The following is an 18,586-nucleotide window of genomic DNA, read 5'->3' on the forward strand; positions in this document are numbered from 1 at the left end:
AATTCAGCTATTTGCTTGCACTCGTTTGGCGCTACTGTCAAACTTGTTGATACTTATGGTTTCGTAGCGGGGGCGACGTAACATGGCGGCCGTGCAGCAATCGCGAGATCATTTTTCCTGGCCGCAACTGCTGTTGCCGTGGGAAATCGTGCGCAGACTGGTCGCGCACGGCACGCTGCTTCGGCAGTTTACCTTGCGGGATATTCTGGCGCGCTACCGCGGCTCGTATCTGGGCGTTGTCTGGTCGCTGTTGCGGCCGCTGGGGATGCTGACTGTCTATGTGGTCGTCTTCGGCTTCATCCTGCAGCCGCAACTCGGCGGTGGCGCGGGCAAGCTGGACTTCGTGCTCTCGATGTTCTGCGGGCTGATCCTATTCGATTTCTTCGCCGAGGCGGTCGGACGCTCGCCCGCTCTGGTCGTCTCGAAACCTAACTTCGTCACCAAGGTGGTTTTCCCGCTGGAGATTCTGTCGCTGTCGGCCGTGGCGGCCGCGCTCGTGCAGATGATCGTCAGCTTCGTCCCATTCTTCTGTGGCGTCCTGCTGGCGCACGGTACGGTTCCGGCCACGGCGACGCTGCTTCCGCTCGTGGTCGCGCCGTTGATCTGCTTTGCATTGGGCTTGAGCTGGCTGCTGTCCAGTCTCGGCGTGTTTGTCAGGGATCTCAACGCGATGGTGCCATTGTTGCTGACAGTGCTCATGTTTGCCAGCGCGATCTTCTATTCGCTGAGCAGTGTCCCCTCGGAATTCCGATGGTTGTTCGATCTCAATCCGATTGCTGCGCTGGTCGATGATGCGCGCAAGGTCGCCGTGCTGGGGCTTGCGCCGGAATGGGGGAGGCTGGGCGCGATGTTCGCCGCTGGCGTCGTTGTCGCTGTTGCTGGCTATGCTTTCTTCATGCGCACGAAGCGCGGCTTCGCCGACGTGGTCTGACGGTCTGCGGACGCGATGAACAGCACAACGTGCGCTTCGGCCGGGGCGATGAAGGCGCCCACACCGTTCCGATTGGCAATTCTGTTCGACGATGCCGACGCGGCATCGCTGGCGCGAGCCGCCACCTTGTGCGACGGTTTCGATCCCACTTGGTTTGCGCCGGAACTCTGGCCGGCCGGACTCACGCGGTTCTCCGGCCTGATGCGGCTGGCCTGGCAGTTGCGTAGCCGTCGGCCCGCGGCACTCTACGCGCCGTCGTCGCGCGGTGCGAACTGGGGCGCCGTTTTGGGCGTCCTGTTCGGCATTCCCGTCGTGACGGACAGTCCCCAACCCGGCATTGCGCGCCTCGTGCGGCTGGTTCGTGGCCGCTATGCCGCTGTGGGCTTGGATGCAGTGGCGTCTTCAGCCAAAACATCTTCTGCCAAGACGTTGGCGCTGCCAGCCATCGAGGGCGTCGAGCATGTTCTGCGCGGGGTCCTGCAGATGGGATCGTCGTGGACGACGACGGGCGACGGGCGGCTGCCGATCGAGTTGGCGCTGGGCACCAGGAACGGCGGATCGGCGATGGCCGATCGGATCGAAGAGCGTGGCGTCAGTCGTCCCGACCGGTCGGTGCGCGTCGTCGGCCGGCCGACCTTGACGGTGTTCCTCCCCGAGCGGCGGATCGCGACCGGAACGGCGATCGTCATCTGTCCGGGCGGCGGCTATGCCGGCGTCACCATCGACAAGGAAGGTCATGACGTCGCGCGCTGGCTGGCGGCGCGGGGCATCGCCGGCCTTGTCCTGAAATACCGGCTGCCGCAATCGGATCGGGCGGACACCGCCCTGCCGTTGCCGATGGCCGATCTCGACGAAGCGCTGGCAGTGACGCGCGCCCATGCGACGGTGTGGGGGATCCGCTCCGATCGGATCGGCGCCATGGGCTTCTCGGCCGGCGGGCATATGGTGGCATGGGCCTCGCGGTCGGCGGGATCGCCGGCCTTTGCCATCCTGGTCTACCCCGTAATCTCAATGGATCGAGCCATTACCCATGCTGGATCACGCAAGGCCCTGCTCGGGAAGTCTCCATCCGATGCCGTGGCCGGACGTTACTCGTTTGAGCGGGCCGTCACGCCAGGCGTCTGTCCGACATTTGTCGTTCACGCTCGGGACGACACCGTCGCCAAGCCAGAGAATAGCTTCGTCTATCTTGAGGCGCTGCGCGCGGCGGCCGTGCCTGTGGAGGCCATGATCTGTGATCACGGCGGCCATGGCTTTGGCCTCGGAATTCATGGCGGCGAGGTCGCAAACTGGCCGGATCGTTGCCTTGAGTGGATCGCTACGACGACTGCAGCACGTTGGAGGCCGTCACCCGAATGAGCGGGACTCGAGCAAGCCGGTCGACCACAACGATAACCCATGGTATCGATCGAAAGGTGTCGTGTCGATATTTGATCGCATTGGTTGAGGTTGCGAGGCGGGAAGGTTGCGGCTGAAGAAAGCGAGTTCTTGCATGGGTGCTGGGCGGCGGATTCTTGTTACGGGCGGAGCCGGATACATCGGGGCACATTGTTGCAAGGCAGTTAGGGAAGCTGGATTTGAGCCTGTCTGCTACGACAACCTTGCGATCGGCCATCGATCGTTTGTGAACTGGGGACCTCTTGTTACGGGGGACATCCTGGACGAACGGAGCCTCGTTGCAGCGCTGAGGGAGTTTGAGATCCAGGCCGTTATTCATTTGGCGGCATCGAGCCTGGTGGGTGAGTCTGTATCGCATCCTCACATATATTATCGTAACAACGTGGTCGGCACGCTGACGCTGCTCGACTCCATGCGCAAGGCCGGATGCTCCAACATTGTTTTTTCGAGCACCGGCGCAGTCTATGGCGAAGTACCTAGGATGCCCATCAGAGAAGCCCAAGCAGGGCATGCCGTAAATCCATACGGCAGATCGAAATGGATGGCCGAGCAGATCATCGGGGACTTCGAGGCTTCATATGGGTTCAACGCGATTCGGTTGCGCTATTTCAATGCTTGCGGGGCAGATGATTGCGGGCTCATCGGCGAACTTCGGGACCCCGAAACTCATCTGATTCCGCGGGCGCTGATGGTCATTCAGGGACACCTGGATGAGTTCGCCGTCTACGGGGATGATTACGATACTCCCGATGGATCGGCAGTCCGGGACTACATTCATGTCAGCGATTTGGCAGATGCGCATGTGAGGGCGATCCATGCCTTGATGAGAAACGAAAGGAAAATTGTCGGACGAGCGTTCAATCTCGGAACCGGCAAGGGTTATTCGGTCAAAGAGGTGTTGCACGCCATTGAGCGGGAAACCGGTTCTGCGCCGCCCACAACGATGAAGGATCGTCGCCCCGGTGACCCGTCCACGTTGGTGGCGGACCCCACAGCTGCCAACGACGATCTCCAGTTCCGCCCATTGCGATCGGACCTGCATACGATCATCAGGTCAGCCTGGGCATGGCATACGAAGGCGCATCCTCGCCGGGTCCGCGAGCTTTGACCAAGGGGAGCCGCCGTTGCGTCCTTCTTTCCGGCTGCCGGCCATGTCAAAGTCGCGAACGACGCGGCCCACCGGCGAGATCGGCCAGCAGCTCTCGAGCATCCAGTCCGCCCCCCAGCAATCGGTCGGTGCCATCCGCGAGATCGGCATCACAATCGAGAAGCTGCAGGAGATTTCGTCGACGATCGCATCGGCCGTGGAGCAGCAGGGCGCTGTCACGCAGGATATCTCGCGCAATGTCCAGCACGCGGCGGCGGGAATGCAGTTGGTCTCGGCCAACATTGCGGATGGACAGCGTGGCGCAGTCGATGCCGGAACCGCCACATCCCAGGTTCTGTCCGCCGGGTACTAGGGCTAGAATCTGCGCCAAATTCAGAATTGGCGTTGATTTACAGCGGACGCCCGTAGCTTTTGATCCCGCCATTCGGAGGTTCGATCCCTCCCGCCCCAGCCAGGTCGAGCGCCCGACAGGCAGGGCTGGATATCGCCCGTGGGACAATGTCGCCGGTACGTCCGATGTTTCGGGTGCCTGCGACGGCAAAATTCCGGAAGTCCAGACAAACCGCGCGCTGTGCCTTGACCGCCCGCCGCGTGATGGTTCACAAATCGTAGCAAACTGAAGGACATGCAGGCGCCCCATGCTGCGCCGCTCCGCTGGCACGATTGCTGCTTAATGAGCCGCCAAACGAGCGCCAGCTCCAGAACAACAGATGCGAGGGACGTCCGGATGCCAGCCCACAGCCCATCCCTCACCTGAGATCCGGCGACAGGCGATTCCGCCTGCGCAGCTTCGCGGGTCCGCCCCCCGGCCCGGCCCGCGTCCGGACGCATGACGTTGCTCCGGCATGCAATGGAGCCGGCGCGGAAGCGGGTCATAGGCAGACCAGAGAGATAGACCGAGTAAGATCAGGGAGAGAAGATACGATGTCTGCAACCACCACAGCGGCCGCGGCACCACCGCAGAAGCCGTTCTACCGGGTCCTCTATGTGCAGGTCCTGTTCGCGATCGTGCTCGGTGTCATCGTCGGCTGGCTCTGGCCCGAGCTCGGCAAGAACGAATGGATCAAGGCGCTGGGCGACGGCTTCGTCAAGCTGATCAAGATGGTGATCGCGCCGGTCATCTTCTGCACCGTCGTGTCGGGCATCGCGCACGTCTCCGAGGTGAAGAAGGTCGGGCGCGTTGCCGTCAAGGCGCTGATCTATTTCGAGATCGTCTCGACCTTCGCGCTTGCGCTCGGGCTCATCGTCGGCAATTTCATTCAGCCGGGGGCAGGGTTCCAGGGCCAGAGCAACGCCGGCACCGCCGCCGTCGCCAACTACGCCAAGCAGGCGAGCGAGATGAAGTCGGTCGACTTCGTGCTTCACATCATCCCGGACACGGTGGTCGGAGCGTTCGCGCAGGGCGATATCCTGCAGGTGCTGCTGTTCTCGATCCTGTTCGGCATCGCCCTGATGACGCTCGGTGAGCGCGGCCATACGATGCGCGCCTTCATCGACGACGCCGCGCACGCGATCTTCGGCGTCATCGCCCTCGTGGTGAAGGCCGCTCCGATCGGTGCCTTCGGCGCCATGGCCTTCACCATCGGTCGCTACGGGCCGCAGGCGCTCGGCAACCTCGCCGGCCTGATCGCGACCTTCTATCTCACGTCACTCGCTTTCGTCGTGATCGTGCTCGGCATCATCGCCCGCATCGCCGGATTCTCGATCTTCAAGTTCCTCAAATACATCAAGGACGAGCTGCTGATCGTGCTCGGCACCTCGTCATCCGAGAGCGCGCTGCCGCAGATGATGGAGAAGCTGGAGCGGCTCGGCTGTTCCAAGCCGGTCGTCGGCCTGGTGGTTCCGACCGGCTACTCGTTCAATCTCGACGGCACTAACATCTACATGACGCTGGCGACGCTGTTCATCGCGCAGGCGATGAACGTTCACCTCTCCTTCGGCGAGCAGATCACGATCCTGCTGGTCGCGATGCTGACCTCGAAGGGCGCCTCGGGCATCACCGGCGCCGGCTTCATCACCCTGGCCGGAACGCTTGCGGCTGTGCGGCCGGAGCTCGTTCCGGGCATGGCGATCGTGCTCGGCATCGACAAGTTCATGAGCGAGTGCCGCGCACTGACCAATCTGTGCGGCAACGGCGTCGCCTGCGTGATCGTGGCGTGGTGGGAAGGCGAGCTCGATCGCGACAAGCTGCGCATCGCGCTCGATCGCGATATCGATCCCGCCGATGTCGAAGTCGCAGTCACCACGGGATAGGCCTGCGGTCGCGGTGGGCGCTGCTGTCGCATTCCAGCGTCGGTAGCGCCGGCCGCGGCCCTGCCCAATCGCGATGCCGCCAACATCTCGGATAATCTGCTAAGGTGGCGGCGGGCAGGGGTTTACCGTGGAGGCATCCTGCCTGGTGCCGCAAGGCCGGCATGGTCTGACCATCGCGACGATACGGCGTATCGTGAACATGGTCGCGCTGGCTGGGGCGGCGGTGCCGAAGTGATGACGCAGCCGGAGTGACATCGCAGTCATTCCGTCGCGCCGCGGTCACCCTCGGGGAGATTGGATGATGGCCGTTGCGCAGTCTGGTGTTCCTCGCATCGTGATCGTCGGCGGTGGCGCCGGCGGCTTGGAGCTCGCGACCCGGCTCGGAGACAGATACGGCCGCAAGGGCAAGCTCGACGTCACGCTGGTCGAGCGCAACCGTACCCATGTCTGGAAGCCGAAGCTGCACGAGATCGCGGCCGGCAGCATGGACATCTCCGCGCACGAGGTCGACTATCTCGCCCAGGCCTATTGGCACGGCTTTCACTACCGCATCGGCGACATGATCGGCCTCGACCGCGACAAGCGCGAGGTGCTGGTGGCTCCCTACCTCGACGCCGAGGGGCGCGAGGTCACGCCGCAGCGGACCATCCCCTATGACGTGCTCGTCATTTCCATCGGCAGCCAGAACAACGATTTCGGCACGCCCGGCGTCGTCGACCACGCCATCAAGCTGGAATCGCAGCGCGACGCCAGGCGCTTCCACGAGCGCATGGTCAACGCCTGCATCCGCGTCCATTCGCAGTCGTCGCCGATCGCGCCGCACCAGCTGAAGGTCGCGATTATCGGCGCCGGCGCGACCGGTGTCGAATTGGCCGCGGAGCTGCATCGCACGACGCGCGAGGTGGTGGCCTATGGTCTCGACCAGGTCGACGCCGAGAAGGACATCAGGATCACGCTGATCGAGGCCGCGGGCCGGGTGTTGCCGGCATTGCCTGAGCGGGTCTCGCGTGAGACCGAGAAGCTGCTCGCAAAGCTCGGCGTCGAGGTCCTGGTTGGCGCCAAGGTCGCCGAGGTCGGCGCCGACAAGGTCAGCCTTGCCGACGGCCGTGTCATCCCGGCCGAATTGATCGTCTGGGCCGCGGGCGTCAAGGCGCCCGACTTCCTGAAGGACATTGCGGGCCTGGAGACCAACCGCATCAACCAGCTCGTGGTCAGGCAGACCCTGCAGACCACGCGCGACGAGCGCGTCTTCGCGATCGGCGACTGCTCGGCCTGCTCCTGGGGCGAGCGCGGCAACGTGCCGCCGCGGGCGCAGGCGGCGCATCAGCAGGCGTCGCATCTCTACAAGCAGATTCCGCGCTTCGTCAGAGGCGAGCCGCTGGCGGACTACCGCTATCACGATTTCGGCTCGCTGGTGTCACTCGGCGAGTTCAGCACGGTCGGCTCGATGATGGGCGCGCTGGTCGGCGGCAATCTGGTGTTCGAAGGCCTGTTCGCGCGGATGATGTATCTGTCGCTCTACAAGATGCACGAATACGCGCTGCACGGGCTCGCGAAGGTGTCGCTGGACACGCTGGCGCGCCTGATCACCCGCCGCACCGAGCCGCACGTCAAGCTGCACTGACGAGGGCGCCTTGGCGTCGGCCCGGCCGATTTTGTTGTCGCCTATTGCCCGGCAAGACCTTAGACTTGCAGCACAATTACGGATACGGCAGCCGCGGCCCGGTACACGGGCCTGGGAAGTGATGGGCCTGGAACGTGATGGGCCTGGAAAAGGGAATGACGGACCTTCCATTCCGGATCGGCCTCGAGGGACATCCCGACGTCACCGCGGTGGTCGGCAGGCGCGCGGGCTGGGTCGCTCGCGGAGTGATGGCGGCTGCGCTGGTCGGCGTCGCGGCATGGCTCGGCTATGCCATTGCCTTTTCCCGCGGGCTCGATCAGCGGCACGCCGCGGCCCAGCAGCGGCTGGCGGTCGAGGCCGCGCAGCTCGACGGCTACCTCTCGCGCTTCGAATATCTGCCCTCGCTGCTGGAGACCTCGCCCGATGTCTTCCGGCTGCTCGGCACGCCGGACGATCGCGCGCTGCAGCAGAGCGTCAGCCTGCATCTGAAGTCGATCAACCTGCTGGCCGGCGCCGACAACCTCTATGTCCTCACCGTCGCCGGTGATGCGATCGCCGCCGCCGACTTCGATCAGCCGGGAACGCCGGTCGGCAGCAACCTGTCCTACCGCCCCTATATGCGCCAGGCGCTGGCGACCGGTCGCGGCGTGTTCTTCGGCATCGGCATCACCAGCGCGCGCGCCGGCTATTACCTGTCCTATGCCGTCAAGCAAGAGGGACGGACGATCGGTGTCGCCGTCGTCAAGGTCAATCTCGATGCCTTCGAGCGCGAATGGCGCAACCGCGGTGCCGACATGCTGCTGGTCGACGCCCGCGGCGTCACCATTCTCGCCTCGCGCGAGGAATGGCGTTTCCGCCCGTTGACGCCGCTCTCGGCCGACGCGCTCGAGGAGATCGCGACGTCCAAGCCCTATGGCAGCTCCAGCCTCGCGCCGCTCGGCTGGAGCTTCATGGAGAGGACCGATCGCGGCGGCCAGGTCGCGACCGAGCGCGGCGCGGTCTACAGCGTCGACGAGCGTCCGCTCAACGGGCGGCAATGGCAGCTGCTGCTGCTCGACGACGAGGCGCCGATCCGGCGGACGGCCTTGATCATCGGCACGCTCTCGGGTCTCGCCAGCATCGTGGCGCTGCTGGCGTTCGGCCTGCTGGCGCAGCGACGCCGCGAGATCCGGCAGCGGCTGGCGAGCCAGGCCGCGCTGCAGGCCGCCAATGACAGGCTGGAAATGCGGGTGCAGGAGCGCACCGCCGAATTGCGCGCCGCGCAGGACGAACTCGTCCATGCCGGCAAGCTCGCCGTGCTCGGCCAGATGTCGGCCGGCATGGTGCACGAGATCAACCAGCCGCTGGCGGCGCTGCAGACCGCCTCCGACAATGCCGTGCAATTCGTCGATCGCGGCATGATCGGCGAGGCCCGCGGCAATCTCATCCGCATCGGCGAGCTGGTCCGCCGGCTGGCGCGCCTGACCGGCCAGCTGCGCGTGTTCGCCTACAAATCGAACGCGCCGCTCGATGCCGTCTCGGTCGAGCAGGCGCTGTCCGAGACGCTCAAGATCCTCGGCGCGCGGGTGAAGGACGGCAATGTCGACGTGACCATCGATCTCGCGCCCGAGCTTCATGTCAGGGCCGATCAGATCCGGCTCGAGCAACTGCTCTGCAACATCATCGCCAACGCGCTCGATGCCGTCGAGGGCGCCGCGCGGAAGTCCATCCACATCCGCGCCGTGCGTGAGGAGGGCCAGTGCCGCATCACCATCGCCAACAGCGGCCCAGCGATCGCCGCCGATGTCCTGCCGCGCCTGTTCGAGCCCTTCGTGACGACCAAGCCGGCCGGCAAGGGTCTCGGACTTGGGCTCGTGATCGCCAATCACATCGCGCGGTCGTTCGGCGGCGAGCTGCGGGCGCGGAATCTCGAACCGTCCGGCGCCGAGTTCATTGTGCTGCTGCCGCTTGCCGATTGAAGAGGTTCCCGCATGACTCCTGAGCAACCGGTCGGCGTGATCTATGTCGAGGACGACGAGGATGTCCGCATCGGCGCCGTCCAGGCGCTGCAGCTCGCCGGGCTCTCGGTCACGCCGTTCGCCTCCGCCGAAGCCGCAGGCACGACCGTTCGCGCCGACATGCCGTTCGTGGTGGTCTCCGACGTGCGGCTGCGTGGCAAGAGCGGCACCGAGTGGCTGTCCGAGCTGCACCGGCTCGATCCGGACCTGCCGGTCATCCTGGTCACCGGACACGGCGATATCTCGATGGCCGTGGAAGCGATGCGCAACGGCGCCTATGACTTCATCGAGAAGCCGTGCTCGTCGGAGCAACTCGTCTCCGTCGTGCGCCGCGCGCTCGACAAGCGCCGCCTGACGCTCGAAGTCCGCGCGCTGCGCTCGGCGCTCGCCGACCGCCAGGGCATCGAGGCGAGCCTGCTCGGGCGTTCGCCGCAGATCCAGGAGGTGCGCCGCCTGGTCTCGACCCTGGCCTCGACCAATGTCGACGTGACGATCTATGGCGAGACCGGCACCGGCAAGGACGTCGTCGCCCGCTGCCTGCACGCTCACAGCGCCCGGCGCGGCGGCAACTATGTCGCGGTGAATTGCGGCGGCCTGCCGGAGTCGCTGGTCGAGAGCGAATTGTTCGGCCACGAGGCCGGCGCCTTCACCGGCGCGACCAAGCAGCGGATCGGCAAGATCGAATATGCCCATGGCGGCACGCTGTTCCTCGACGAAATCGAGAGCATGCCGCTCAGCGTGCAGGTGAAGCTGCTGCGGGCGTTGCAGGACCGCTCGGTCGAGCGCGTCGGCTCCAACAAGCCGGTGGCGGTGGATTGCCGCGTGGTGGCGGCCAGCAAGGCCAATCTGTTCGAGCTCAGCGAGCAGAAGCTGTTCCGCGCCGATCTGTATTATCGTCTCGGCGTCGCGTTCATCGAGCTGCCTCCGTTGCGCGAACGCCGCGAGGACATCCCGATCCTGTTCGAGCACTTCACCCTCGAGGCTGCCAAGCGGTTCGAGCGCGACGCGCCGATCGTGAACGAGCAGACCATGTCGCTGCTGCTCGGCTACTCATGGCCGGGCAACGTGCGCGAGCTGCGCAACGTCGCCGACCGCTTCGTGCTCGGTGTGCTCGACCGCAAGGTCCTCGACCGCTCGGGCGCCGCGGCCTCGGAGCTGTCGCTGCCACGGCAGCTGGAGAACATCGAGCGCTCGATCATCGAGGATGCGTTGCGCCGCAAGCTCGGCGACGTGCCGGCGACTGCGGCGCTGCTGAGCATTCCGAAGCAGACGCTTTACGACAAGATCAAACGGCTGGCCGTGAAGGTCGACGGCGTCCGCGAGGGCGCGCCGCTGCGGCCGCAGTCCTGACCGTGGCTGGTCCTGCGGCGGCAGGAGGGCATCTGTTCCATGCCGGCGATCAGGAACGAATGCTGGACACCGCTTGTTGAAAGATCATGACAGGCAGAGACACCCGCGACCTGCGCTCCGGCGCCTACGACCCCGTCAGCAAGGACGGTCTGCCGCAGTCGCACCAGGTCAAGGACAAAACGACGCCCCGCCAGCAGGAGCAGTGGGGCGCCGACGTGCGGGCCGAGCCGTTGCCCGGCACCGAGCCGGTGCTTCCGGAAGGGCTCATGCGCGAGCGGCGTGGTCCGCTCAATCGCAATACTGGTCGCCGCGACACTGACTAGTGCGCGGCGACCCAGCGCGCCTATTTCGCCGCGATCACCATGATCTCGACGGTGTATTGCGGCGCAGCCAGCTTGGCTTCGACCGTGGCGCGCGCCGGGGTATTGCCGGCCGAGACCCAGCCATCCCACACGGCGTTCATTTCGCCGAAGGTCTTGATGTCGGTGAGGTAGATCGTCGCGGACAACAGCTTCGACTTGTCGGTGCCGGCCTTGGCGAGGTGGCCGTCGATGATCGAGAGAATCTCCTCGGTCTGCTTGGTGACGCTTTCACCGGCCGTCTTCTGCGCGACGACTCCCGCGAGATAGACGGTATTGCCGTGAACGACGACCTGGCTCATGCGCGGGCCAATTTCGAAACGCTGGATCGACATCGAAGAACTCCTCAAAAGGTCAATTCGGGGCTTCTCCCTAGCGCGTGCGACGCGGCGACGCCAGTCGGCTGAACGGCCACAATCGCCACCCTGGAGCGTGCGACCTTGCGTTGTCGACCGCGCCGCGGCACACGGACCGCGGGGCGTTTCACGATGACCCGGCCTTGTCGCGCTGCAAAGCGGGCTTGCCCATGGGGCAGGCAAAGGCGGGGCGTTTTCCGCGCTTGCACAGATATTTGAGACATGAAACATTCTCCGCGAGGTTCCTTTTTGAAAGGGCGGAGGGGCGTGATGCGGAAACGGTTGATGCTGGCGGCACTCGCGGCGATGGCTTTGGTGACGAGCGCGGGGCCGACATTCGCACAGCAGACGATCCGCGTCGGCTGGACCATCCCGGCGGAAGAATCCAAATACTGGATGATGAAGCGGCCGACCGAATTTCCGGATCTCGGCAAGACCTACAACATCGAATGGACCCAGTTCCAGGGAACGGCACCGATGACGCAGGCGCTCGCCGCCGGCGCGCTCGACTGCGCCACGCAGGCGCCGCTGTCACTGGCGAACGGCGTCGTCGGCGGCGGCCTCAAGGCCTACATCGTCGCCCAGCACGTCTATGAGAAGCCGGGCGGCTTCTCGGTCTACTGGGCGGTCAAGGACGATTCCCCGATCAAGACCATCGCCGATCTCAAGGGCAAGACGGTCGGCATTTCCGTGATCGGCGGCGGCACGCAAGGGCCGTTCAACATGCTGCTGAAGCAGGCCGGGCTCGATCCGGCCAAGGACATCAAGCTGGTCGAAGTCGGTTTCGCGGTGTCGGAGGATGCGCTGCGCCAGGGCCGTGTCGACGCCGTCAACATGAATCAACCCTTTGCCGCGCGCGCCGAGGCCAAGGGCGGCACCCGCAAGCTGTTCTCGCTGTCCGAGGCGATGCCGAACATCGTCCACATCCTCGAGGCCTGTCGCGCCGACTTCGTCGACAAGAACCCGGAGCTGGTGAAGGCCTATGTCCGCGACATCACCGCCGGCATGAAGAAGGCGCTCGCCAATCGCGACGAGACCTTGAAGGTGGTGTCGGAGGTCATGAAGGCGCCGGTCGCCGTGATCGACACCTATCTGCTGAAAGATAATGATTTCGGCCGCGATCCGGTGGCCGCGCCGAACTTCCCGGCGATCCAGAAGATGCTCGACATCTACGCCGAGACCGGCATGCTGCCGAAGCTCGACGTCGCCCAGTTCAAGCATCCCACGATCGTCGCGCCGATCCAGTAGGCGGCTTCACGCGGAGCCTTGTCGATGAGGAAGCTGCGATCGCGTGTGACGGTGGAAGGGCTCGATCGCGCTCCGCACCGGGCCTTCATGCGCGCGATGGGGCTGGACGATGCCGACATCGCCAAGCCGATGATCGGCGTCGTTAGCCAGAAGGGCGAGCAGACGCCCTGCAACATGACGCACGATTTCCAGGTCGATGCGGCGAAGACGGGCGTCTCCGAAGCCGGCGGCACGCCGCGGGAATTCGCCACCGTCTCGGTCTCCGACGGCATCAGCATGAACCATGAGGGGATGAAGTTCTCTCTGTTCTCGCGCGAGCTGATTGCCGACTCCATCGAGGCCGTGGTCCATGGCCTGGCCTATGACGCGCTGATCGGCTTCGGCGGCTGCGACAAGACCCTGCCCGGCGTCATGATGGGCATGGTCCGCTGCAACGTTCCGTCGATCTTCATCTATGGCGGCAGCGCGCTGCCCGGCAAGTACCGGGGCAGGACGCTCACGGTGCTCGACTCGTATGAAGCGGTCGGCAGCTACATGACCGGCGAGATCGATGCACAGACGCTCGAAGGCATCGAGCGGACCTGCCTGCCGACCATCGGTGCCTGCGCCGGGCAGTTCACCGCCAACACCATGGGCATGCTGTCGGAGGCGATGGGCCTGTCGATGCCCAACGTCTCGATGATCCCCGGCGTCTATGCCGAGCGCGCGCACGTCGCGCGGCAGGCCGGACGCATGATCATGCAGATGCTCGCGCGTGGCGGCCCGCTGCCGCGCGACATCGTGACCCGGAAGGCGCTGGAGAACGGGGCGGCCATCGTCGCGGCTACCGGCGGCTCCACCAACGCCGCGCTGCATCTGCCGGCGATCGCCAATGAGGCCGGCATCCGCTTCACCCTCGACGATGTCGGTGAGGTGTTCGCGCGCACGCCGCTGATCGGCAATCTCAGGCCGGGCGGCAAGTACACGGCGAAGGACGTCTACGATATCGGCGGCGCCGCCGTGGTGATCCGCGCGCTGATCGAGAGCGGCCACATCGACGGCTCCTGCATCACTGTCACGGGCCGCACGCTGGCTGATGAATACGGCTCGGCCAACCCGCCGGACGGCGAGATCGTCTTCAGCCCGGCCAAGCCGATCATGGCGGATGGCGGCGTGGCTGTCCTCAAGGGTAACCTCGCGCCCGACGGCGCCGTCATCAAGATTGCCGGCCTCAAGAACCTCGTGTTCGAGGGCCGCGCGCGGGTGTTCGAGGACGAGGAGGCCTGCGTCGCTGCGGTCCGCGCACGCAACTATCAGGCGGGCGAGGTGCTGATCATCCGCAACGAGGGTCCGGTCGGCGGTCCGGGGATGCGCGAGATGCTCGGCGTCACCGCGCTGATCTATGGCCAGGGCATGGGCGAGAAGGTCGCGCTGATCACCGACGGCCGCTTCTCCGGCGCCACCCGCGGCATGTGCATCGGCTATGTCTCGCCGGAAGCCTTCGTCGGCGGTCCGCTGGCGATGGTGCAAGACGGCGATCCGATCCGCATCGATGCGAAGGCGCGCACGCTCGATGTGCTGCTTGATGACGTTGAGCTGGCTTCGCGCCGCAAGCACTGGACGCAGCGGCCGCCGCGGCACCGCGCGGGAGCGCTGGCGAAGTATGCGAAATTGGTCGGGCAGGCGCCGCTCGGCGCCGTCACGCATGAGGGACCGGCCGAATGGCCCTGGTTCGATCAGGAGCAGCAATGAGCGGCGTGCGTGGGACGATTGGCAGGGTTCTTGCTAATCTTTCCAGGTCCCCGTCATTCCGGGGCAATCGTCGAGGCGCAGACGCGAAGCGGCTGCGCTTCGATGATTGAACCCGGAATCTCGAGCTTGTTGAGCATGACGCAAGGCAATCTCGAGATTCCGGGTTCAAGGCCTTTCGGCCTTGCCCCGGAATGACGGTGGATGTGGTTTAAAACGATCGTCTGCGGCAGTCTTCATGCCCGATATCACGGAGCCTCTAAGCGTGCTGCATCGGAAAGAGAAGCCGACATGGGCGTGACCCCGATCCGACCCGGCCAGCTCGCGGGCGCTCCGCTCGGCCGCCGCGCGGCCACGCCGATCATCGAGATCGATCACGTGTCGCAGGTGTTCAAGACGTCGTCGCGCCGCGACCACACCGCGCTGTCGGACATTTCGCTTTCGGTCGGCGAGGGCGCCTTCGTCTCCATCCTCGGGCCCTCCGGCTGCGGCAAGTCGACCTTGCTCTACATCGTCGGTGGCTTCGTCAGCCCCACCAAAGGCACGGCGAAGATGAAGGGCAAGCCGATCACCGGTCCCGGCACCGATCGCGGCCCGGTGTTCCAGGAGTTCGCGCTGTTTCCCTGGAAGAGCGTGCTCGGCAACGTCATGTATGGTCCGCTGCAGCAGGGCAAGAAGCCGGCGAAGGCCGAGGCGCTCGCGCGGACTTTGCTCGCCATGGTCGGACTCACCGGCTTCGAGAAGTTCTATCCCAAGGAGCTGTCCGGCGGCATGAAGCAGCGCGTCGCGCTCGCCCGCACGCTGGCCTACGGGCCGGAGGTGCTGCTGATGGACGAGCCGTTCGGCGCGCTCGACGCGCATACGCGCACGCGGCTGCAGAACGACCTGCTCGACATCTGGGAGCGCGACCGCAAGACGGTGCTGTTCGTGACCCACTCGGTCGAGGAAGCCGTGTTCCTGTCCGACAAGGTCGTGATGATGTCGCGTTCGCCTGGCCGCATCCGCGAGGTGATCGACATCGACCTGCCGCGGCCCCGACGCCGCGAGGAGCTTCTGCTGGACCCGCGCTACCAGAAATACATCGTCGACATCGAGCGCATGTTCGACGATTCCGGTGACAACGAGCTGCCGTCATGAACGGCCTGCTGAAGCCGCTCGCGCCGGTGCTGGCTTGCTGCGGTCTGCTGCTGGCGTGGCAGCTCGCCTCGCTCGGACTGAAGAACGACAGCTTTCCGACCGCGCTGGAATCGCTGCGTGCGATCCCGCCGATCCTCACCGACAAGGAATCCCTGATCAACATCCTGGCCTCGCTGCGGCGGATGGCGATCGGCTTCGCACTGGCGCTTGCGTTCTCGATTCCGCTCGGGTTGCTGATGGGGCGCAGCCGGTCGACCGCCGCCTTCTTCAATCCGCTGCTGATGCTGATCTACCCGGTGCCGAAGGCGGCGCTGATGCCGATCATCATGCTGTGGCTCGGCGTCGGAGACATCTCCAAGACGCTGGTGATCTTCCTCGGCGTCAGCCTTCCGGTGATCTACCACAGTTTCGAGGGCGCCAAGGCGGTCGAGGAGAAGATGCTGTGGTCGGGCGCGGCGATGGGGCTCTCGGCCGGCGAGCGCCTGCTGCGCATTGTCCTGCCCGCGGCGCTTCCGGAGATCCTCACCGGCTGCCGCACTGGAATCGTGCTGGCGCTGATCACGATGGTGACGAGCGAGATGATCGCGCGGCAATCCGGCGCCGGCAACATCCTGTTCAACGCGCTCGACATGGGCCAGTACGACACGGTGTTCGCGATGATCATCATCATCGGCGCCATGGGCATCTGCCTCGATGCGGCGTTCGAGGTCGTCAGGCGCTGGCTGGTGCGCTGGTCCGAGCCGCAGTTCGACATGCCGCTGAGCTTCTCATGACGCGCACCTCCAACGACATCCTCCTTGGCGCCGCGCCGATCGTGCTGGTCCTGCTGCTGTGGCAGGGGCTGGTGTCGTTCGGCTATGCGCCGCCGACCCTGCTGCCGCCGCCGGGGCAGGTGTTTTTGCGGATGGGCCAGCAGCTCACCAGTGTCACGTTTCAGCAGGACATCGCGGCAACGCTGTTCCGGCTGTTCGCCGGCTTTGCGATCGCCGTGGTGCTCGGTGTTTCCCTTGGAATTGCCGCCGCGGTGAGCCCGCCTGTCAACGCCGCCGTCAAGCCGATCGTGCGCGTGCTGGCGCCGCTGCCGAAGGTCGCGCTCTATCCGGCGTTCCTGCTGCTGCTCGGCTTCGGCCACGAATCCAAGATCATGCTGGTGGCGGCGGACGCGCTGTTTCCGATCCTGCTGTCGACCTACTACGGCGCGACGACCGTCGAGCAGAAGCTGATCTGGTCGGCGCTCGCGGCCGGCACGCCGCCGCGCGACGTGCTGTGGAAGGTGGTGCTGCCGGCCGCGATGCCGTCGATCCTGACCGGCTGCCGCATCGGCCTCGTGATCTCTTGCATCGTCGTGTTCCTGGCCGAGATGATCACCTCGACCGACGGGCTCGGTCACGTGCTGGTGACCGCCGCGCGCACCTTCCAGGCTGTCGACATGTTCGTGCCGCTGATCACGATCTCGCTGCTGGGTCTCATTCTCAACGCCTTGCTGCAAGGCCTGCGCGCTTATCTGCTGCGCGGCTTTCCCTCAGTCTGATAACAACACAACGACAATCGGGAGAACGACCATGCTGGCGGATCGCATCGAGGCGAAATGGATCGACGCATTCTGCGAGATCTTCGAGCGCTGTGCCGTCAAGGCGGGTGACACCGCCGCGATCCTGTCGGAGACGCAGTCCCGGGCGCTGAACGTCCACATCGCCGAGCTGGCGTTGCTGCGGATGGGCGCGCGGCCGTTCCATGTCGTGGTGCCGACCCCGCGCAACCGCCATCCGGTGCCGGTGCGCTCGACCGGTGCGTCGGAGGCGATCGGCAAGCTCGGGCCGGTGGTCTCAGCGTTGCAGCAGGCCGGCTTCGTCGTCGACTGCACCATCGAAGGCTTGATGCATGCGGTGGAGACGCCGGAGATCCTGAAAGCCGGCGCACGCATTCTGGTGATCTCCAACGAGCACCCGGAGGCGCTCGAGCGCATGGTGCCCGACTCTGCGCTCGAGAAGCGCGTGCGCGCCGCCGCCAAGATGCTGCGCGGCACCAAGCGGATGCGCGTGACCTCGAAGGCCGGCACCGATCTCGACGTGATCATGGAGGGCGCCTCGACTGTCGGCGTCTGGGGCTGGACCGACCGTCCCGGCACGCTGGCGCATTGGCCGGGCGGCATCGTCGTCAGCTTCCCCAGGAGTAAATCGGTCAACGGCACCATCGTGATGGCGCCCGGCGACATCAACCTCACCTTCAAGCGCTATTTGTCCTCGCCTGTCACGATGACGCTGCGCGACGACTACGTGATCGACGTGGAAGGCGAGGGCGCCGACGCAGCGATGATGCGCGCCTATCTCGCCTCCTGGGGCGACCGCGAGGCCTATGCGGTGTCGCATGTCGGCTGGGGCATGAATCCGGGCGCGCGCTACGAGGCGCTGACCATGTACGACCAGCGCGACACCAACGGCACCGAGCTGCGCGCCGTCCCCGGCAACTTCCTGTTCTCCACCGGCGCCAACGAATTCGCCGGCCGCTACACGGCGGGCCATTTCGACCTGCCGATGATGGGCACCACGATCGAGCTGGACGGTGTGGCCGTGATCAAGGAGGGCGTGCTGCAGGACGTGTTCGGGTAATTCTCCGGGTCGTCGCTCGCGAGTGGGCGCCACGGCGGCAGTCAACTCCCCTCCCCGCAAGGGGGAGGGGAGCGCACCGTCACATGAGGGGCAGGTCGCCCCACAATGGCGAAGCGTCCCCGATGCAGAATTGCGTCCAGCGAGTTCTGAAAAAAATAATTCACTTGCCATTTTCCGGAAATTGTGGTTCTCTCTCGCCATCCCGCCTCATTGCGGAGGGGCGTTGCGCGCGATCGTCACGACACGCGAGGCGGGGAGCGATGGCCGCGAGAGATCGCAGCGTCCTCTCATGAGGGCGCGGACGAACGATCGATTGCGGACGTGAAGTCGCAGCGTCCTGACACCCCGAAGCTGGTGTCCAGCGCAATGCGCCTAAAGCGCATTGTCGCCATGGTGGCCAACAAGCCCGGCGCACCAGGGAGACTGCGTATAAGGTGCGCCGTGGAAAGGCGCGGTTCTTGAGAGGGTGAAAGTCCCTTCCGGCAAAT

At 65.3% G+C, this 18,586-nt stretch carries 15 protein-coding genes and 1 pseudogene; 15 read left to right on the top strand and 1 reads right to left on the bottom strand.

Annotated elements, in window-relative coordinates; translation table 11 throughout:
- Positions 1–82: 82 nt before the first annotated feature.
- The 9 genes and pseudogenes from QX070_RS31780 (at position 83) to QX070_RS31820 (ending at position 10,984) form a co-directional block, all read left to right on the top strand.
- On the top strand, positions 83–931 hold the full coding sequence (locus QX070_RS31780; protein WP_315741093.1) for an ABC transporter permease: 849 nt from the start codon (positions 83–85) through the stop codon (positions 929–931).
- A 48-nt stretch (positions 932–979) separates the two neighbouring features.
- Positions 980–2,290 (top strand): alpha/beta hydrolase, encoded by a 1,311-nt coding sequence (locus QX070_RS31785; protein ID WP_315741094.1) that lies wholly within the window; start codon positions 980–982, stop codon positions 2,288–2,290.
- Positions 2,291–2,423: 133 nt separating this feature from the next.
- Complete coding sequence (galE, locus tag QX070_RS31790) at positions 2,424–3,437, top strand: UDP-glucose 4-epimerase GalE (RefSeq protein WP_315741095.1); 1,014 nt, start codon at positions 2,424–2,426, stop codon at positions 3,435–3,437.
- A 55-nt stretch (positions 3,438–3,492) separates the two neighbouring features.
- A pseudogene (locus QX070_RS31795) lies at positions 3,493–3,780 on the top strand (methyl-accepting chemotaxis protein); the annotation flags it as partial.
- A gap of 581 nt (positions 3,781–4,361) precedes the next feature.
- On the top strand, positions 4,362–5,690 hold the full coding sequence (locus QX070_RS31800; RefSeq protein ID WP_315741096.1) for a dicarboxylate/amino acid:cation symporter: 1,329 nt from the start codon (positions 4,362–4,364) through the stop codon (positions 5,688–5,690).
- Positions 5,691–5,991: 301 nt separating this feature from the next.
- Complete coding sequence (locus QX070_RS31805; RefSeq protein WP_315741097.1) at positions 5,992–7,314, top strand: NAD(P)/FAD-dependent oxidoreductase; 1,323 nt, start codon at positions 5,992–5,994, stop codon at positions 7,312–7,314.
- Between the two features lie 155 nt (positions 7,315–7,469).
- The gene (locus QX070_RS31810; RefSeq protein ID WP_315741098.1) at positions 7,470–9,272 is read left to right on the top strand and encodes an ATP-binding protein; all 1,803 of its coding nucleotides are present in this window, start codon (positions 7,470–7,472) and stop codon (positions 9,270–9,272) included.
- Positions 9,273–9,284: 12 nt separating this feature from the next.
- Positions 9,285–10,661 (top strand): sigma-54 dependent transcriptional regulator, encoded by a 1,377-nt coding sequence (locus QX070_RS31815; RefSeq protein ID WP_315741099.1) that lies wholly within the window; start codon positions 9,285–9,287, stop codon positions 10,659–10,661.
- Positions 10,662–10,747: 86 nt separating this feature from the next.
- Entirely contained in the window at positions 10,748–10,984 is a 237-nt protein-coding gene (locus QX070_RS31820) for a hypothetical protein (protein WP_315741100.1), read from the top strand.
- 20 nt (positions 10,985–11,004) lie between these two features.
- Here the strand turns inward: QX070_RS31820 and QX070_RS31825 are convergent, their stop codons facing one another.
- The gene (locus QX070_RS31825; protein ID WP_315741101.1) at positions 11,005–11,355 is read right to left on the bottom strand and encodes a RidA family protein; all 351 of its coding nucleotides are present in this window, start codon (positions 11,353–11,355) and stop codon (positions 11,005–11,007) included.
- Positions 11,356–11,646: 291 nt separating this feature from the next.
- Here QX070_RS31825 and QX070_RS31830 point away from each other — a divergent pair, with 291 nt between their 5' ends.
- The 6 genes from QX070_RS31830 (at position 11,647) to QX070_RS31855 (ending at position 18,098) form a co-directional block, all read left to right on the top strand.
- Positions 11,647–12,624, top strand: a complete 978-nt coding sequence (locus tag QX070_RS31830) for an ABC transporter substrate-binding protein (protein ID WP_315741102.1) — start codon at positions 11,647–11,649, stop codon at positions 12,622–12,624.
- Between the two features lie 24 nt (positions 12,625–12,648).
- Positions 12,649–14,355 (top strand): dihydroxy-acid dehydratase, encoded by a 1,707-nt coding sequence (gene ilvD / locus QX070_RS31835; protein ID WP_315741103.1) that lies wholly within the window; start codon positions 12,649–12,651, stop codon positions 14,353–14,355.
- A 288-nt stretch (positions 14,356–14,643) separates the two neighbouring features.
- A complete protein-coding gene (locus QX070_RS31840) occupies positions 14,644–15,489 on the top strand; it encodes an ABC transporter ATP-binding protein (protein ID WP_315741104.1) in 846 nt (281 codons plus the stop codon).
- Positions 15,486–16,262 (top strand): ABC transporter permease, encoded by a 777-nt coding sequence (locus tag QX070_RS31845; protein WP_315741105.1) that lies wholly within the window; start codon positions 15,486–15,488, stop codon positions 16,260–16,262. The genes QX070_RS31840 and QX070_RS31845 overlap by 4 nt, the downstream gene beginning before the upstream one ends.
- Positions 16,259–17,020 (top strand): ABC transporter permease, encoded by a 762-nt coding sequence (locus QX070_RS31850; protein WP_315741106.1) that lies wholly within the window; start codon positions 16,259–16,261, stop codon positions 17,018–17,020. Before QX070_RS31845 ends, QX070_RS31850 begins: the two co-directional genes overlap by 4 nt.
- A 31-nt stretch (positions 17,021–17,051) precedes the next feature.
- On the top strand, positions 17,052–18,098 hold the full coding sequence (locus QX070_RS31855; protein ID WP_315741107.1) for a peptidase M29: 1,047 nt from the start codon (positions 17,052–17,054) through the stop codon (positions 18,096–18,098).
- The last annotated feature ends 488 nt before the right edge of the window (positions 18,099–18,586 follow it).

The organism is Bradyrhizobium sp. SZCCHNR1093 (genome assembly GCF_032381175.1).
GTDB lineage: Bacteria > Pseudomonadota > Alphaproteobacteria > Rhizobiales > Xanthobacteraceae > Bradyrhizobium.

Excerpts from the sequence above, each read along its gene's own strand:
- QX070_RS31815 (WP_315741099.1), top strand. The coding sequence starts at position 9,285 with ATGACTCCTGAGCAACCGGTCGGCGTGATCTATGTCGAGGACGACGAG.
- QX070_RS31800 (WP_315741096.1), top strand. The coding sequence starts at position 4,362 with ATGTCTGCAACCACCACAGCGGCCGCGGCACCACCGCAGAAGCCGTTC.
- ilvD (WP_315741103.1), top strand. The coding sequence starts at position 12,649 with ATGAGGAAGCTGCGATCGCGTGTGACGGTGGAAGGGCTCGATCGCGCT.
- QX070_RS31840 (WP_315741104.1), top strand. The coding sequence starts at position 14,644 with ATGGGCGTGACCCCGATCCGACCCGGCCAGCTCGCGGGCGCTCCGCTC.
- QX070_RS31845 (WP_315741105.1), top strand. The coding sequence starts at position 15,486 with ATGAACGGCCTGCTGAAGCCGCTCGCGCCGGTGCTGGCTTGCTGCGGT.
- QX070_RS31780 (WP_315741093.1), top strand. The coding sequence starts at position 83 with ATGGCGGCCGTGCAGCAATCGCGAGATCATTTTTCCTGGCCGCAACTG.
- QX070_RS31825 (WP_315741101.1), bottom strand. The coding sequence starts at position 11,355 with ATGTCGATCCAGCGTTTCGAAATTGGCCCGCGCATGAGCCAGGTCGTC.
- QX070_RS31850 (WP_315741106.1), top strand. The coding sequence starts at position 16,259 with ATGACGCGCACCTCCAACGACATCCTCCTTGGCGCCGCGCCGATCGTG.
- QX070_RS31805 (WP_315741097.1), top strand. The coding sequence starts at position 5,992 with ATGGCCGTTGCGCAGTCTGGTGTTCCTCGCATCGTGATCGTCGGCGGT.
- QX070_RS31810 (WP_315741098.1), top strand. The coding sequence starts at position 7,470 with ATGACGGACCTTCCATTCCGGATCGGCCTCGAGGGACATCCCGACGTC.
- QX070_RS31855 (WP_315741107.1), top strand. The coding sequence starts at position 17,052 with ATGCTGGCGGATCGCATCGAGGCGAAATGGATCGACGCATTCTGCGAG.
- QX070_RS31820 (WP_315741100.1), top strand. The coding sequence starts at position 10,748 with ATGACAGGCAGAGACACCCGCGACCTGCGCTCCGGCGCCTACGACCCC.
- galE (WP_315741095.1), top strand. The coding sequence starts at position 2,424 with ATGGGTGCTGGGCGGCGGATTCTTGTTACGGGCGGAGCCGGATACATC.
- QX070_RS31830 (WP_315741102.1), top strand. The coding sequence starts at position 11,647 with ATGCGGAAACGGTTGATGCTGGCGGCACTCGCGGCGATGGCTTTGGTG.
- QX070_RS31785 (WP_315741094.1), top strand. The coding sequence starts at position 980 with ATGAAGGCGCCCACACCGTTCCGATTGGCAATTCTGTTCGACGATGCC.